At 64.8% G+C, this 15,458-nt stretch carries 10 protein-coding genes; all 10 read left to right on the top strand.

Annotated features, from left to right (window positions below; all coding sequences use genetic code 11):
- Positions 1 to 24: 24 nt before the first annotated feature.
- The 10 genes from nuoN to CFR78_RS02350 all read left to right on the top strand — a co-directional run bounded on the left by nuoN (position 25) and on the right by CFR78_RS02350 (position 15,040).
- Positions 25 to 1,449 carry an NADH-quinone oxidoreductase subunit NuoN gene (nuoN, locus tag CFR78_RS02395; RefSeq protein ID WP_034932922.1) on the top strand — a complete coding sequence of 475 codons (1,425 nt, stop codon included), beginning with the start codon at positions 25 to 27 and terminating at the stop codon, positions 1,447 to 1,449.
- Between the two features lie 3 nt (positions 1,450 to 1,452).
- Entirely contained in the window at positions 1,453 to 2,244 is a 792-nt protein-coding gene (locus tag CFR78_RS02390; RefSeq protein ID WP_051672174.1) for a biotin--[acetyl-CoA-carboxylase] ligase, read from the top strand.
- 323 nt (positions 2,245 to 2,567) lie between these two features.
- Positions 2,568 to 4,211, top strand: a complete 1,644-nt coding sequence (locus CFR78_RS02385) for a ribonuclease J (RefSeq protein ID WP_007399840.1) — start codon at positions 2,568 to 2,570, stop codon at positions 4,209 to 4,211.
- Positions 4,212 to 4,605: 394 nt separating this feature from the next.
- Positions 4,606 to 5,928: a proline--tRNA ligase gene (proS, locus tag CFR78_RS02380; RefSeq protein WP_034932921.1), complete on the top strand. Its 1,323-nt coding sequence runs from the start codon at positions 4,606 to 4,608 to the stop codon at positions 5,926 to 5,928.
- Positions 5,928 to 7,172, top strand: a complete 1,245-nt coding sequence (locus CFR78_RS02375) for a lipoprotein-releasing ABC transporter permease subunit (RefSeq protein ID WP_034932920.1) — start codon at positions 5,928 to 5,930, stop codon at positions 7,170 to 7,172. Before proS ends, CFR78_RS02375 begins: the two co-directional genes overlap by 1 nt.
- Positions 7,165 to 7,869 (top strand): ABC transporter ATP-binding protein, encoded by a 705-nt coding sequence (locus CFR78_RS02370; protein WP_034932918.1) that lies wholly within the window; start codon positions 7,165 to 7,167, stop codon positions 7,867 to 7,869. Before CFR78_RS02375 ends, CFR78_RS02370 begins: the two co-directional genes overlap by 8 nt.
- A 164-nt stretch (positions 7,870 to 8,033) precedes the next feature.
- Entirely contained in the window at positions 8,034 to 11,468 is a 3,435-nt protein-coding gene (gene dnaE / locus CFR78_RS02365; RefSeq protein ID WP_034932916.1) for a DNA polymerase III subunit alpha, read from the top strand.
- A gap of 144 nt (positions 11,469 to 11,612) precedes the next feature.
- On the top strand, positions 11,613 to 12,782 hold the full coding sequence (metX, locus tag CFR78_RS02360; RefSeq protein WP_034933371.1) for a homoserine O-acetyltransferase MetX: 1,170 nt from the start codon (positions 11,613 to 11,615) through the stop codon (positions 12,780 to 12,782).
- 2 nt (positions 12,783 to 12,784) lie between these two features.
- Positions 12,785 to 13,390 carry a methionine biosynthesis protein MetW gene (gene metW / locus CFR78_RS02355; RefSeq protein WP_007399847.1) on the top strand — a complete coding sequence of 202 codons (606 nt, stop codon included), beginning with the start codon at positions 12,785 to 12,787 and terminating at the stop codon, positions 13,388 to 13,390.
- A 312-nt stretch (positions 13,391 to 13,702) separates the two neighbouring features.
- Complete coding sequence (locus CFR78_RS02350; protein WP_034933368.1) at positions 13,703 to 15,040, top strand: DEAD/DEAH box helicase; 1,338 nt, start codon at positions 13,703 to 13,705, stop codon at positions 15,038 to 15,040.
- Positions 15,041 to 15,458 lie beyond the last annotated feature (418 nt).

The following is a 15,458-nucleotide window of genomic DNA, read 5'->3' as shown; positions in this document are numbered from 1 at the left end:
CCCAAGGATGTCAGGGCCACACCAATGAACTGGACACTTGCTCTGCCCGAAATCGTGCTGGCCCTGTCGGGGCTGGCCATCCTGCTGGCCGGGGTGATGCAGAAGCGCGGGCAGGCCTTCTTTTCCTGCACGATGATGACGCTGCTGGCGCTGGTGGTCACCGGCATCCTTGTGGTGCTGGCACCCGATGGCACCGGCTACGGGCATGTTTTTGTCAATGACGGGTTTGCCCGCTTCATGAAAGTGCTCAGCCTGACCGGGGCAGCACTCTCGCTGGTGCTGAGCGTGGGTTATGCGCGGGAGATGGAAATCGATAGGTTCGAATTCCCGGTCCTGATCGCGTTTTCCACGCTGGGCACCATGATCATGGCGTCCTCGGGCAATCTCATGACGCTGTTCGTGGGGCTGGAGCTTTCGTCACTGGCCATCTACATCCTGTGCGCCTTTGCGCGCGACCGGGTTACGGCGGCGGAGGCGGGGCTGAAGTATTTCGTGCTCGGCTCACTGGCGTCGGGGCTGCTGCTTTATGGCATCTCGCTGGCCTATGGCTTTGGTGGCACGCTGGAATATGCGGGCCTGCAACAGGCGGTGCGCGGCAGCGCGGTGCTGCCCGCCGGGCTTATGGTGGGGATCGTGTTCGTGCTGGTGGGGCTGTGCTTCAAGCTGTCCATGGTGCCGTTCCATATGTGGACGCCGGATGTGTACCAGGGCGCGCCCAGTCCGGTCACCGCCTATATGGCGGGGGCGCCCAAGGTCGCGGCATTCGCGGTGCTGCTGCGGGTCATGGCCGGTCCCTTCGGCAGCATGACGCCGCAATGGCAGCTGCTGATCGAGGTGGTGTCCGCCGCCTCCATGCTGTTCGGCGCGCTTGCGGCCATTCCGCAGGTCAACATCAAGCGGCTCATGGCCTATTCCTCCATCGGGCACATGGGCTACGCCATGATCGGGCTTGCCGCGGGCACGGCGGAGGGCACGCGCGGCACGCTGGTCTATCTTGTGACCTACCTGTTCATGAATGTGGGCGCGTTTGCCGGGATCGTGGCCATGCGGCGCAAGGGCCATGCGGTCAGCCGCATCAGTGACCTGGCGGGGCTTGGGCGCAGTGATCCCGGTCTGGCGCTGGCCATGGCGGTGTTCATGTTCTCCATGGCCGGGGCGCCGCCGCTGGCCGGGTTCTTTGGCAAGCTCATGGTGTTTTACGCCGCCATCAACGCACAGCTTTACGCGCTGGCCGCAATCGGTATCATCAGCAGCGTGATCGGGGCCTATTATTATGTGCGTGTGGTCAAGGTCATGTTTTTCGATGCGCCGGCCCCGGCGCTGGACCGCATGCCGGTTTCCGTCTCGTTCGTATCGGTCGGGATGGGGATTGTGACCGTTTTCTTCATCGTCGGGCTTGGCCCGGTCGCCACGGCGGCACAGGCGGCCGCAGGCGCATTGTTCAGGTAGCCCATGATCCCCAGCCCGGACCGCACTTCCAGCCAGAACATTCCCCGCGCCAGTGGCGGGGCGTGGCGGATGGAAGTGCATGACAGGCTGGGGTCCACGTCCGATACCTGCAAGGCCCGGCTGGATGCCGGGCAGGAGGAAAACGGGCTTGCCATCCTTGCCCTGAGCCAGACGGCCGGGCGGGGCAGCCGGGGGCGGGAATGGGTCGACCCGGGTGGCAACCTGGCGCTTTCCGTCATGCTGGTAGGGCCGGGTGCGGCCGTGCCGGTGGGGCTGTGGCCCTTCATTGCGGGGCTGGCGCTGCATGACGCGATGGGGGACTTCCTGCCCGACACCCGCGCACTGGTGCTGAAATGGCCCAATGACCTGCTGCTGGCAGGCCGCAAGATGGCGGGCATCCTGATCGAGACCGGAACCCGTGTTACGGGGGAACAGTGGCAGGTGATCGGCATGGGGGCCAATTTGCGCCATGCCCCGGCCATTGCGGGGCGTGAACTGGCCTGCCTGGCGGATATGATCCCGGATGTGCCTGCGGCCCCCGTGGTGGCGCGGGCGGTGCTGCGGCATCTGGACCGCTGGCTTGGATGTCATGCCACCCACGGGTTTGGCGCGGTGCGCGCGGCATGGCTGGAACGCGGGCACCCTGTTGGCACGGGTGTGAACGTAAAGGCGGGAAACCAGCAGTTTACCGGCACGTTTGCAGGGCTGGCGGATGATGGTACCCTGCTGCTGCAGACCGCGCACGGCCTGCGCCGCGTGGTGACGGGAGAGGTGATCGTGGCGCGTACGGGGTGAGAATAATCCGGCACGATCAAGGAAAGAGATTTAAGTCAAGCGGATTACATGATAACCCGTAAGGGGATTTGATAGCGCGTGGCGTCTGGCCCGTGCCGGTGTCGAGCGGCGTTTCCTGCGGTCCATCCCCAGAAATGGGGTGGGGGAAACGGCATGGCTCCACCGCGCAGGCAGGGCGCACGCACCAGCTTCAGGCTGGACGGACACGGAATTTTGGCCCCGACCGGGCTGACATCCAGGCAGACGAACCGGCACGGAACAGGCGTTCCGGGCCCTTTTTTCAAACGCATCCAGACCTTGGTAACTGAAAACAGGCTTTATTTATGAATGATGTAACAGGCGTTTCATTTCTTCCGCTAGGCGGAACCGGCGAAATTGGCATGAACCTCAACCTGTACCGGCAGGGCGAGACATGGCTGGCGGTGGACTGTGGCATCGGCTTCAGCGGCAATGACACGCCCGAGGCCGAGATCATCCTGCCCGATCCGGTCTTCATCGCCGAACGCAGGAAGGCGCTGGCGGGGCTGGTGGTCACCCACGCGCATGAGGACCATCTGGGCGCCATCGCCCATCTGTGGCCGCAGCTTGGCTGCCCGGTCTATGTCACCCCGTTTGCCGCCGCCGTGCTGCGCCGCAAGCTGGGTGAGGCGGGGCTGGTCCAGCAGGTGCCGATCCACGTCATCGCCCCCGGCGGCGCCTTTACGGTCGGGCCGTTTGACCTGCGCTTCGTCTCGGTCACCCATTCGGTGCCGGAATCGCAGTCGCTGGTGCTGCGTACGCCGCAGGGCATCATCATCCATACCGGTGACTGGAAGATCGACCCCGACCCGCAGGTCGGCCCCCCCACCGACCTTGAAACCTTTGCCGAACTGGGGCGCGAGGGCGTGCTGGCCATGGTGTGCGACAGCACCAATGTCCGCACCGAAGGGCCTTCCGCATCCGAAGCCGATGTAAGGCGCGAGATGACCCGCCTCATCGCCTCGCTTGAGGGGCGGATCGCGGTGACCTGCTTTGCCAGTAACGTCGCCCGCGTGGAAACGCTGGCCAAGGCCGCGCAGGCCGCTGGCCGCCGCGTGGCCGTGGTGGGCCGCAGCCTGCGCAACCTGGAGGTCGCGGCGCGGGAATGTGGCTACCTGTCCGACGTGCCGCAGTTCCTGTCCGAGCAGGACGCCAATTCCGTGCCCGATGGCCAGATACTGCTGATCGTGACCGGCAGCCAGGGGGAGCCGCGCTCCGCCCTGTCGCGCATCGCGTCCGACACCCACCCCAACATCTCGCTGGGGGAAGGCGATACGGTCATCTACAGCAGCCGCATGATCCCCGGTAACGAGCAGGCCGTGATCCAGGTGCAGGACAACCTGACCCGTCGCGGCGTGCATGTGATTACGGACAAGGACCACCTTGTGCATGTGTCCGGCCATGCAACGGGTGGTGACGTGCGCAGGCTGTATGACCTTGTGCGCCCGCGCTTCCTGATCCCGGTGCATGGCGAATGGCGCCACCTGACCGCCAATGCCGCCATTGCGCAGGAACTGGATATCGAGCCGGTGCTGCTGGAAGATGGCGATATCCTGGATATCCGCGCCGATGGCGTGGAAATTGGCGATACCGCGCCCACCGGGCGGCTGGTTCTGGATGGCGGGCGTATCCTGCCCATGAATGGCGGCGTGCTGGCCGCGCGGCGGCGCATGCTGTTCAACGGCATGGTGCTGGGCAGCTTTGCGGTGGATGACGAGGGCTACCTGATTGGTGACCCGAAGGTCAGCGCCCCGGGCCTGCTGGACATGGAAGACCCCGAGACCCAGCGGGTTACGGAAGAATTCGGCAATGCGCTGGACGAAATCCCCGATGAGCTGCGGGCGAATGACGCAACCTTCCGCGAGGCGGCGAAAACCGCCCTGCGCCGCGCCCTTGGCCGCAAGCTGCAGAAGCGCCCGCTGGTGGATGTGCACCTGCTGCGCGTCTGAACTGGATAACGGATAAAAGTTTTTGGGTGCTGCCTTTTTTCAAAAAGGCGGCGTTCCCTGAAGCCTTTATCTTAAACTGGCCCACAAACCTGTCAGGGTAGGGCCCTACATGATTATGGCAGGGAACGGTTGATCCGTTTCCTGCCATTTTTTTGGTACGTTTTCCCTAAACCCGGCGTCGTTCAGTGCGACCAGATCGGCCCGCGCACCATACGCCCGGCAGGGGGGCAGGGCCATGCCCCCTCACGCGGATGTTTACGGTCTGGCGGGGTGTGGGCATCACGCTTCGGTGTTGCGCACGGAGGAAGGGTGAACATGCCCCATTCCACGGGCGTCGGGATTGGTTTAGGGTCCGCAGCATTATCGGTTCCCCATACTCAAGGTTCATACGGCCATGCGTCTGTCCCGCAGTTTTCTCCCGACTCTCAAGGAAAATCCGACCGAGGCCCAGATCACCTCGCACCGGCTCATGCTGCGTGCGGGCATGATCCGGCAGACGGCGGCGGGAATTTACGCCTGGCTGCCCACGGGGCTGCGGGTGCTGCGCAACATCGCCAACATCGTCCGTGCGGAGCAGGATGCCATCGGCGCGCAGGAACTGCTCATGCCCACCATGCAGTCGGCCGAGTTGTGGAAGCGTTCGGGCCGGTACGACGCCTATGGCCCCGAAATGCTGCGCATACAGGACCGCCACGAGCGTGACATGCTGTTCGGCCCCACCAATGAGGAAATGGTGACCGACCTGTTCGGCCAGGCCATCAAATCCTACAAGGAACTGCCGCAGGTGCTCTACCAGATCCAGTGGAAGTTCCGTGACGAGGTCCGCCCCCGCTTTGGCGTGATGCGCGGGCGTGAGTTCTATATGAAGGACGCCTACAGCTTCGATCTTGACCACGCGGCGGCGGTCGATACCTACCGGCGCATGATGCTGTCCTACCTGCGTACCTTCCAGCGCCTGGGCGTGCGTGCGATTCCCATGCGGGCCGATACCGGGCCGATCGGTGGCGAACTGAGCCATGAATTCCTGATCCTGGCCCCCACGGGGGAAAGTGGCGTGTTCTTTGACAGCGCGCTGGAGGAACAGGACTGGGTGGGTGAAACCATCGATGTGAACGATCGCGACGCGCTGGGGGCGTTCTTCACCAGCCTGACCTCTTTCTACGCCGCGACCGACGAGATGCATGACGAGGCGGCATGGGCAAAGGTACCGGCCGAACGCAGGCGCGAAGGCCGGGGCATCGAGGTCGGGCACATCTTCAACTTCGGGCGTAAATATACCCAGTCGATGGATATCGCGGTCAGCGGCCCCGATGGCGCGCCGCTTTACCCGGAAATGGGATCGTACGGCATTGGCGTGTCGCGTCTTGTCGCGGCCATCATCGAGGCCAGCCATGACGAGAACGGCATCATCTGGCCGGAATCGGTCGCCCCCTTCCGCGCCGTCATCATCAACCTGAAGAATGGTGATGCCCAGTGCGACGCCATGTGTGAAAAGCTGTATGCGGCGGCCCCGGACGACCTGCTGTATGATGACCGGGCCGAGCGCGCGGGTGCGAAGTTTGCCGATGCCGACCTGCTGGGCCATCCGTGGCAGCTGATTGTCGGCCCGCGTGGCGCGAAGGAAGGCAGGGTCGAGGTCAAGAACCGCCGCACCGGCGAGCGCACCGAGGAGACACTGGACGCCGCGCTGGCCCTGATCACGAAAACGGGCCGCTAATGTTTGGTCCCTTCGAGCGGATGGTCGCCGGGCGTTACCTGCATGCCCGGCGGGGGGAGCGGTTCGTTTCCGTCATCGCGATCTTCTCGCTTGTAGGGATCGCGCTGGGGGTTGCGACCCTGATCATCGTGATGTCGGTCATGAACGGGTTCAAGGCCGACCTGCTGGGGCGCATCCTTGGCCTGAATGGTGACCTGAGCGTGTATGGCCTGACCCGCACCATCACGGATTACGATGACGTTGCGGGACGGGTGCGCGGGGTGCCCGGCGTGGTCTCGGCCGCACCGCTGGTGGAATCGCAGGTACTGCTCAATTCCGGCACCTATAACGCGGGCGGGCTGGTGCGCGGCATGACGCGCGCGGACCTGCTGGCCCTGCATGAGGTGAGCGGCAACCTTGTCGCCGGATCGCTGGATGATTTTGGCGGTGATGACACCATAGTCGTGGGCACCACGCTGGCCGAACGCGCCGGGCTGACCGTGGGGGGCAGGCTGACGCTGGTCTCACCCCAGGGGGCGGCCACCGCGTTTGGCACCATGCCGCGCGTGCGCGCCTACCGCGTGGTGGCGATTTTTGATGCGGGCGTGAATGACTACAACGCCAGCTACGTGTTCCTGCCACTGCATGCGGCCCAGGTCTATTTCCAGCTGCCGGGACAGGTGACGCAGGTGCAGGTCATGACCCGCGACGCCGAAAACGTGGCCCCGATCCGTGCCGCGATTGAAAAGGCGATGGATGGCGAGGTCCGGGTAATGGACTGGACACAGAGCAACAACGCCTTCTTCGGCGCGGTGCAGGTGGAACAGAACGTGATGTTCCTTATCCTGACGCTCATCATCCTTGTTGCCGCCTTCAATGTCATTTCATCGCTGATCATGATGGTCAAGGACAAGGGGGCGGATATTGCCGTGCTGCGCACGCTGGGGGCAACGCGCGGGGCGATCATGCGCATCTTCCTTATGTGCGGGGCATCGGTGGGGGTGACCGGCACGTTTGTCGGCACGGGGCTGGGCATCGTGTTCTGCCTGAACATCGAGCATATCCGCCAGCTGCTCCAGCGCATGACCGGTACCAACCTGTTCAATCCCGAGGTGTATTACCTGGAGCACCTGCCCGCCAGGCTCATCTGGTCACAGGTGATCGAGGTGATCGTGATGGCGCTGGTGCTGTCGCTGCTGGCAACGCTCTATCCCTCATGGCGGGCGGCAAAGACCGACCCGGTGGAGGCCCTGCGCCATGAATGAGACCCTGCATGTCCCGCCGCTGCGCATGGATGGCGTGGCGCGGCGCTACATAAGCGGCGAGGAAACGCTTGATGTGCTGCGTGGCGCGGACCTGACGCTGAACCCCGGTGAGATCGTGGCCCTTGTCGCCCCGTCGGGCACGGGCAAGTCCACGCTGCTGCATCTGGCGGGCCTGCTGGAAAAGCCGGATGCGGGCTGTGTCATGCTGGCGGGGCAGGATGCAGGCGCGCTGGCCGATGCGCAGCGCACGCAGCTGCGGCGTGACCGGATCGGGTTTGTCTACCAGTTCCATCACCTGCTGGCCGAATTTTCGGCGCGTGAGAACGTCATGCTGCCGCAGATGATTGCAGGCGTTGCGCGCAAGGCGGCCCGCACGCGGGCGGATGAACTGCTGTCCGCCTTTGGCCTTGCGCACCGGCTGGAGCACCTGCCGGGCAGGCTTTCAGGCGGTGAGAAGCAGCGCGTGGCCATTGCGCGTGCGCTGGCCAACCGCCCGCATGTACTGCTGGCCGACGAGCCGACGGGCAACCTGGATGTGCATACATCCGACGCGGTGTTCGATGCCCTGCTGGAAACCGTGCGCGCCCATGGCGTGGCAGCCCTGATTGCCACCCACAACATGGACCTGGCCCGCCGTATGGACCGTATCGTCACGTTGCGGGACGGGCTGGTCGTGCCACTGGCCAGTACTACCTGAAAGCATAGGAAGTTTTTGGTGAAGCTTTTTTCAAAAAGCTTCGGATAATGCTGCCTTCTTGAAAAAAGGCGGCACCCAAAAACTTTTATTGTTTTTCAGGTATGGCGGGCCATGCCCTGCGCAGGGGCGTGCGAATCAGATGCGGTATGGGGTAGGATGCCCCCATGTCCCATGCCGATTTTGTTCACCTCCGGGTCCATTCCGCCTATTCCCTCAGCCAGGGGGCCATTCGCGTGCCCGAACTGGTGGCGCTGGCGCATGACATGCGCATGCCCGCCGTTGCCATTACCGATACGGGCAACATGTTCGGCGCGCTGGAGTTCTCGCAATATTGCGGCAAGAAGGGCGTGCAGCCGATCATTGGCTGCCAGCTTGGCCTGCCCTCGCGCAGCGACAAGCCCGGCATGCCCGCCGAGCATGTGGTGCTGCTGGCACGCAATGCGGAGGGGCTGGCCAACCTGCAGTTCCTCTCCTCCGCCGGTTTCCTGCAGACCGTGACCGATGAGCCGACCGTAACACTGGACCTGCTGTGTGAGCGTGCGGGCGGCCTGTTCCTGCTGACCGGCGGCAGCCGTGGCCCGCTGTTCCACATGCTGGCCGAAGGGCAGGAGCGTGAGGCCGCGCGCTTCATGGAGCGCCTGCATGCAGCCTATGGCCGCTACATGGCCGTCGAACTGCACCGCCACGGCCAGGCAGCCGAACGCGCGGTGGAGCCGGGCATGATTGCCATGGCCGACCGCATGGGCCTGCCGCTGGTGGCCACCAATGAGTGCTTCTTCCCCAAACCGGACATGTACGAGGCGCATGACGCGCTGCTGTGCATAGCCCAGGGCCGCACCATGGCCGAGCGTGACCGCTGGCGTGTCACACCCGAGCACTGGTTCAAGCCCGCCGAGGCCATGCGCGAACTGTTTGCCGACCTGCCCGAAGCGTGTGACAACACGCTGGAGATTGCGCGCCTGTGCGCAATCAAGGTCGAGACCTGCAAGCCGCTGCTGCCCATGTGCCCCAAGGTCCAGCCGGGCAAGACCGAGGACGAGACCCTGCGCAACATGGCGCGGACCGGCCTGGCCCGCCGCCTGTCCCGCATGGACGTGGATGAGGAGACGCGCCGGAAATACGAGGAACGTCTGGCGTTCGAACTCGACATCATCGCCAACATGGGCTTCCCCGGTTACTTCATGATCGTGGCCGACTTCATCCAGTGGGCCAAGGAGCATGACATTCCCGTGGGGCCGGGCCGTGGTTCGGGTGCCGGTTCGCTGGCCGCATGGGCGCTGACCATTACCGACATCGATCCCATTCCCTTCAACCTGCTGTTCGAACGCTTCCTGAACCCCGAACGCGTGTCGATGCCCGATTTCGATATCGATTTCTGCCAGGACCGGCGTGACGAGGTGATCCGCTACGTCCGTAACGAATACGGCGCCGACCGGGTGGCCCAGATCATCACGTTCGGCAAGCTGCAGGCGCGCGCGGCGGTGCGTGACGTGGGGCGCGTGCTGGGCCTGCCTTTCGGCATGGTCAACCGCGTGGCCGAACTGATCCCCAACAATCCCGCCCAGCCGGTCACGCTGAAGCAGGCGATCGAGGGGGAGCCGCGCCTGCAGGAAATGCGTGACGAGGACGAGGCGATCCGCCGCCTGCTGGAAATCGGCCAGCAGCTTGAAGGCCTGTTCCGCCATGCCAGCACGCATGCCGCCGGTGTGGTGATCGGTGACCGCGAACTGGTGGAACTGGTGCCGCTGTACCGCGACCCCAAGAGCGACATGCTGGTCACGCAGTACAACATGAAGTTCGTGGAGCAGGCGGGGCTGGTCAAGTTCGACTTCCTTGGCCTGACCACGCTCACCATCCTGCAGCGCGCGGTGCAGTTCCTGCATGGCATGGGGGTGGCGGTGGACCTGTCGGCCCTGCCGCTGGACGATCCCCTGACTTACGAGATGCTGGCCCGGGGCGATACCGGTGGCGTGTTCCAGTTCGAAGGCGCTGGCATGCGTGACGTGCTCAAGCAGATGCGCCCGACCCGGCTGGAGGACCTGATTGCCGCCGTGGCGCTGTACCGCCCCGGCCCGATGGCCAACATACCCGATTACTGCCGCCGCAAGCATGGCGAGGCATGGGAGCCCCCGCACGAGGAAATCCGCGATATCCTGGAAGAGACCTATGGCATCATGGTCTATCAGGAACAGGTCATGCAGATTGCCCAGAAAATGGCGGGTTACAGCCTGGGCGGGGCTGACCTGCTGCGCCGTGCGATGGGCAAGAAGATCCGCGAGGAGATGGACCGCCAGCGCGAAATCTTTACTGAAGGGGCGATGAAGCGCGGGATCGAGCGGGAAAAGGCGGCCGAGGTGTTCGACCTCATGGCCAAATTCGCCGATTACGGGTTCAACAAATCCCACGCCGCCGCCTACGCGCTGGTGTCCTACCAGACGGCATGGATGAAGGCGAACCACCCCGTGGCCTTCATTGCCGCATGCATGTCGCTTGCGCGTGAAAAGACCGACAAGCTGGCGGGGCTGCGGCAGGAAGCCGACCGCTTGGGCATTCCCCTGCTGCCGCCCGACATCAATGCCTCGGGGGCCGATTTCACGGTGGAAAAACTGCCCGATGGCGGGGGGTACGCCATCCGTTACGCGCTGGCGGCGGTCAAGAAGGTGGGGCTGGGGGCCATGCAGTCGCTGGTGGCGGTGCGTGGCGACAGGCCCTTTGTGGACCTGGAGGATCTGGCCGCCCGCCTTGACCCCCGGCAGGTCAACAAGATGCAGCTGGAAAACCTGGCGCGCGCGGGGGCGTTCGATACCATCCTGCCCAACCGCGCACGGGCCTGTGGCGCGGCCGAGACCGTGATGCGCCGCGCGCAGGCCAATGCGCAGCAGGCAGCCAGCGGCCAGATCGGCCTGTTTGGCGGTGGGGGGGATGGCCCTGCCGCGCGTGAGCCGCTGCGCATGCCCCGCGTGGCCGACTGGCCGGAATTCGAGCGCCTGAACATGGAGGCCGACGCCATCGGCTTCCACCTGACCGGCCACCCGCTGGATTCCTACGGTCCGCTCATGCGCAGGCTGGGCGCGGTGCGCGCCACGGGGCTGGAGGCGGCGGCACAGGCGGGGATCGTGCGCGTCAAGATCGCGGGCTGCGTGGTGGATCGCAAGGAACGCCCCACGCGCACGGGCAACAAGATGGCGTGGGTGCGGCTGTCCGATGCTTCGGGCGGGTGTGAGATCACGTTCTTTTCCGAAGTGCTCTCGCGCGCGCGTGAAATCCTGGTGGCGGGCAACGCCGTGGTGGTGACGGCGGACCTGAAGCTGGAAGGCGAGGCGCTGCGCATTACCGCATCCGACGTGATGGAACTGGAACAGGCGGCGGCGGAGGCCGCGGCCGAGATGCGCATATGGTTCGACCGGGCGGATGCGCTGGAGCCGATCCGCGATGTGCTGCAGGGCCACGGCATGGGGCGTGGCCGGGTCATCCTGCTGCCGTCGGTTGCGGAAACGCGGGATGTGGAACTGACCCTGGGCGAGCGTTACCGCGTCACCCCCCGCGTGGCCCAGATGATCAAGGCGATCGAGGGCGTGGACAGGGTGGAGCAGTTCTAGCACCCGCCCGGCAGGCCGTGGCGCAGCCACGGGCCACGCCGGTGGCATGAACCTTGCATGTGCCGGGCGGCGGTGCCATACGCAATGCCGGCAGGCGAACTGCCGCCTTCTTCACCGTTCCTGTTTACGCATGCCGGATACAGAATGGACCAGACCACGCCCGATACCAGCCTGTCGCACCAGAGTGTCACCTTTCCGGACGGACTGCGCCTGGACTGCGGCTTCCATCTTGCGCCGGTGGAAGTCGCCTACCGCACCTATGGCACGCTCTCGCCCGCGCGGGATAACGCCATCGTGGTCTGCCATGCGCTGACGGGGGACCAGTACGTGGCCGATACCCATCCGCTGACCGGCAAGCCCGGCTGGTGGACCCGCATGGTCGGCCCCGGACTGCCGATTGATACGGAGCGGTTTTTCGTCATCTGCATCAACGTGCTGGGTGGCTGCATGGGCACGACCGGCCCGCGCAGTCCGCGCATGCGCGATGATGGAACCACCGAGCCATGGGGCACCGATTTTCCCCCCATCACCATCCGGGACATGGTCCGTGCCCAGAAGCTGCTGGTGGAGCATCTGGGCATTGACCGCCTGCTGGCGGTGGTGGGGGGGTCCATGGGCGGCATGCAGGTGCTGGAATGGTGCGCGACCTATCCCGAATGCGTGTTCGCGGCCATGCCGATTGCAACCTCACCCTTCCATTCGGCGCAGAACATCGCCTTCAACGAAGTCAGCCGGCAGGCCATTTTCGCCGATCCGCAATGGCATGGCGGCCGCTACTGGGAATGTAACGAGATCCCGGCCCGGGGCCTGGCGGTGGCGCGCATGATGGCGCACATCACCTATCTTTCCGAAGCGGCGCTGACCCGCAAGTTCGGCCGCCGCGTGCGTCATGCGCCGGGGCGCGCGGGGGCAGGGGAGCCGGGCTCCCTGTTCGGTGAGATGTTCGAGGTGGAGAGCTACCTGCGCCATCAGGGTTCGACCTTCGTGCGGCGCTTTGATGCCAATTCCTATCTGACCATTACCCGCGCCATGGATTATTTTGACCTTGGCGCCGAGCATGAGGGCGACATGTCACGTCCGTTCGCGGGCACGCGCACGCGGTTCTGCATTGTCTCGTTCTCGTCCGACTGGCTGTTCCCCACCTCGCAGGCCCGCCTGCTGGCGCGGGCGCTCAACCGGGTGGCGGCCAATGTCTCCTTTGTCGAGATCGACAGTGACAAGGGGCATGACGCCTTTTTGCTGGACGAGCCGGATTTCGACCGTACCATCCGGGGCTTCCTGTGCGGGGCCGCCGAACATGCCGGGATTGCCTGACCATGCGCCTTGACCAGCGCCTGATTGCCGGAATGATCCGGCCCCGCACCCGTGTGCTCGATGTGGGCAGCGGGGATGGCGCATTGCTGGACTACCTGTTCCGCAACAGCGGCTGTGACGCCCGTGGCATCGAGATCGACATGCGTGAGGTCACGCGTTCCGTCGCCCATGGCCTGCCGGTCATGCATGGCGATGCGGACCACGACCTGGCGCATTATCCGGACAACGCCTTTGACTACGTGGTGCTCCAGCGCACGCTCCAGGCGGTCGAACGCCCGCGGGAGGTGCTGCGCCAGATGCTGCGCATCGGGCGGTACGCCATCGTGTCCTTCCCCAATTTCGGCCACTGGCGGCTGCGCGTGCAGATGCTGGTGCGCGGGCGCATGCCCATGACCAGCGTGTGGAACACGCCGTGGTATGACACGCCCAACATCCATCCGTGCACCATCCTCGACTTCCTGACCCTGTGCCGCGACGAAGGCTATGTGGTGGAAGAGTGGATGGCCGTGGACGAGGACGGGGAACGCGCGCCATGGCGGCGTTCGATCCGGCTGGCCAACCTGTTTGGCGAACAGGCGCTGTTCCTGCTGCGGCGCAAGGACGGGTAGTCCCCCGCTGGGCATGCCGCCGCATGAAAAGACTTGCAGCCCCCCCGATAACGCGATAGAGCATCACGCTCGGGAACGGACCGCGCCTGTTCCCTTGTGCTGGTTTGATTGCACGTGTCCTTGACGCGGGGGACACGACTGAAAGCAGACTGGACCGGCCTCTATCCCTAACATCATATCCTTGCGACGACAGAACGCGTGCCCCTGTGCATATAAGGGCCGGTATCGGGTATGTCTGTCGGTTCGCTCTTCGGGCATGCGGCACGCCGCAGGCCCCGCGGCCCTGTTTTTTCGCGCCAGGAGGCGCCCTTCATGACAACGTTTGCCGATCTTCATCTTGCAGAGCCGCTGCTGCGCGCACTGGACGAGGAAGGCTACACCCAGCCCACCCCCATTCAGGCTGGCGCCATTCCCTACCTGCTGGAAGGGCGTGACCTGCTGGGTCTGGCACAGACCGGCACGGGCAAGACCGCGGCCTTCGCGCTGCCCATCCTTGACCGTCTTTTCCGTGAAAAGGGCCGGGCCCACCCCAAGGGTGCGCGCGCCCTGGTGCTCGCCCCCACCCGTGAACTGGCATCCCAGATCGGGGAAAGCTTCGCATCCTATGCCCGCCACATGCGCTTCAGCCATGCCGTCGTGTTTGGCGGCGTGGGGCAGGGGCGCCAGATCGAGGCCCTGCGCCGTGGCGTGGACGTGCTGGTCGCGGCTCCCGGCCGCCTGCTGGACCTGATGGGCCAGGGGCATGTTGACCTGTCCGGCCTTGAAGTGCTGGTGCTGGACGAAGCCGACCGTATGCTCGACATGGGTTTCGTGCGCGACATCCGCAAGATTGTCGCGGCCCTGCCCACCGACCGGCAGACGCTGCTGTTCTCGGCCACCATGCCCAAGAGCATTTCCGACCTGGCGCACGGCCTGCTGCGTGACCCGGCAACCGTGCAGGTCACGCCGCCGTCCAGCACGGTGGACCGCATTCGTCAGGCAGTGATGTTTGTCGATACCGCCAACAAGCGCGAGGCGCTGAAGCTTTTGGTGGACTCGCCCAAGGTCGAACGCGCCGTGGTGTTCACGCTGATGAAGCATGAAGCCAACAAGGTCGCCGCCTTCCTGGGCGAGCACGGCATCACGGCCGAAGCCATTCACGGCAACAAGTCACAGGGCGCGCGTGAGCGTGCCATGTCCGGCTTCCGCTCGGGCAATGTGAAGGTGCTGGTGGCCACCGACATCGCCGCCCGCGGCATTGATGTCGATGACGTGACCCACGTGTTCAACTACGACCTGCCCAACGTACCCGAAAGCTACGTGCACCGCATCGGCCGCACCGCGCGCGCGGGGCGCGAGGGCTGGGCCGTGTCGCTGTGCGATGCGGAACAGCGTGCCTGGCTGCGTGATATCGAGAAGAATATCGGCAAGGCCATTCCCGTGGTGTCCGAACATCCGTACCATTCCGAAGCGGCCGAACACTCCACCATGCGGCCGCCCGTGCTGGGCGGCGGTGGCCGGGGCCGTGGCGGCGGTGGCCGGCCTGGCGGTGGCAGGCCCCCCGGTGGTGGCCGTCCGGCTGGTGGGGGCAGGCCCCCCGGCGGCGGCCGTGGTGGCCGCCCCGGTGGCGGGGGCAACCGCCAGGGCAGCGCGGGGCGCCGCGCGGTCTGAACCACGCATTCCATACCCGTGCCCCTGTGGGCGGGGCCGATTGCACGAAGGCATCCGGACCGTATGGTCCGGGTGCCTTTTCTGTCTGGGGGCCGTATTTTATGGCATGGAAGGATGCAACCACAGGTTTTATTGCGGAGGGACCTGATCCAGTCCCCCCACGGGCTGGTTAAACTGCATGTGAATGACCACTTCCGCTTCCTGACTGAAAATAAATCAGCCTGTCCGATAATGCCTTGCGGTTGGCCCGCTGGCTCCTCTAGTGTCGGCATCCATCGGGAAAGATGTCGGGGAGAAAAGGCTTTCGGTCATACCGCGCATGATAGGAAACGAAAATCCATCCATGCCGCAATGCCCCATGGCGCAGCGCCGCCGGGATGGCTGCCGGTATGGTTTTACTTCATTTGACGGGTTTTTA

Source organism: Komagataeibacter rhaeticus (assembly GCF_003207855.1).
GTDB classification, from domain to species: Bacteria; Pseudomonadota; Alphaproteobacteria; order Acetobacterales; family Acetobacteraceae; genus Komagataeibacter; species Komagataeibacter rhaeticus.
This window is presented reverse-complemented; position numbering and strand designations above follow the sequence as displayed.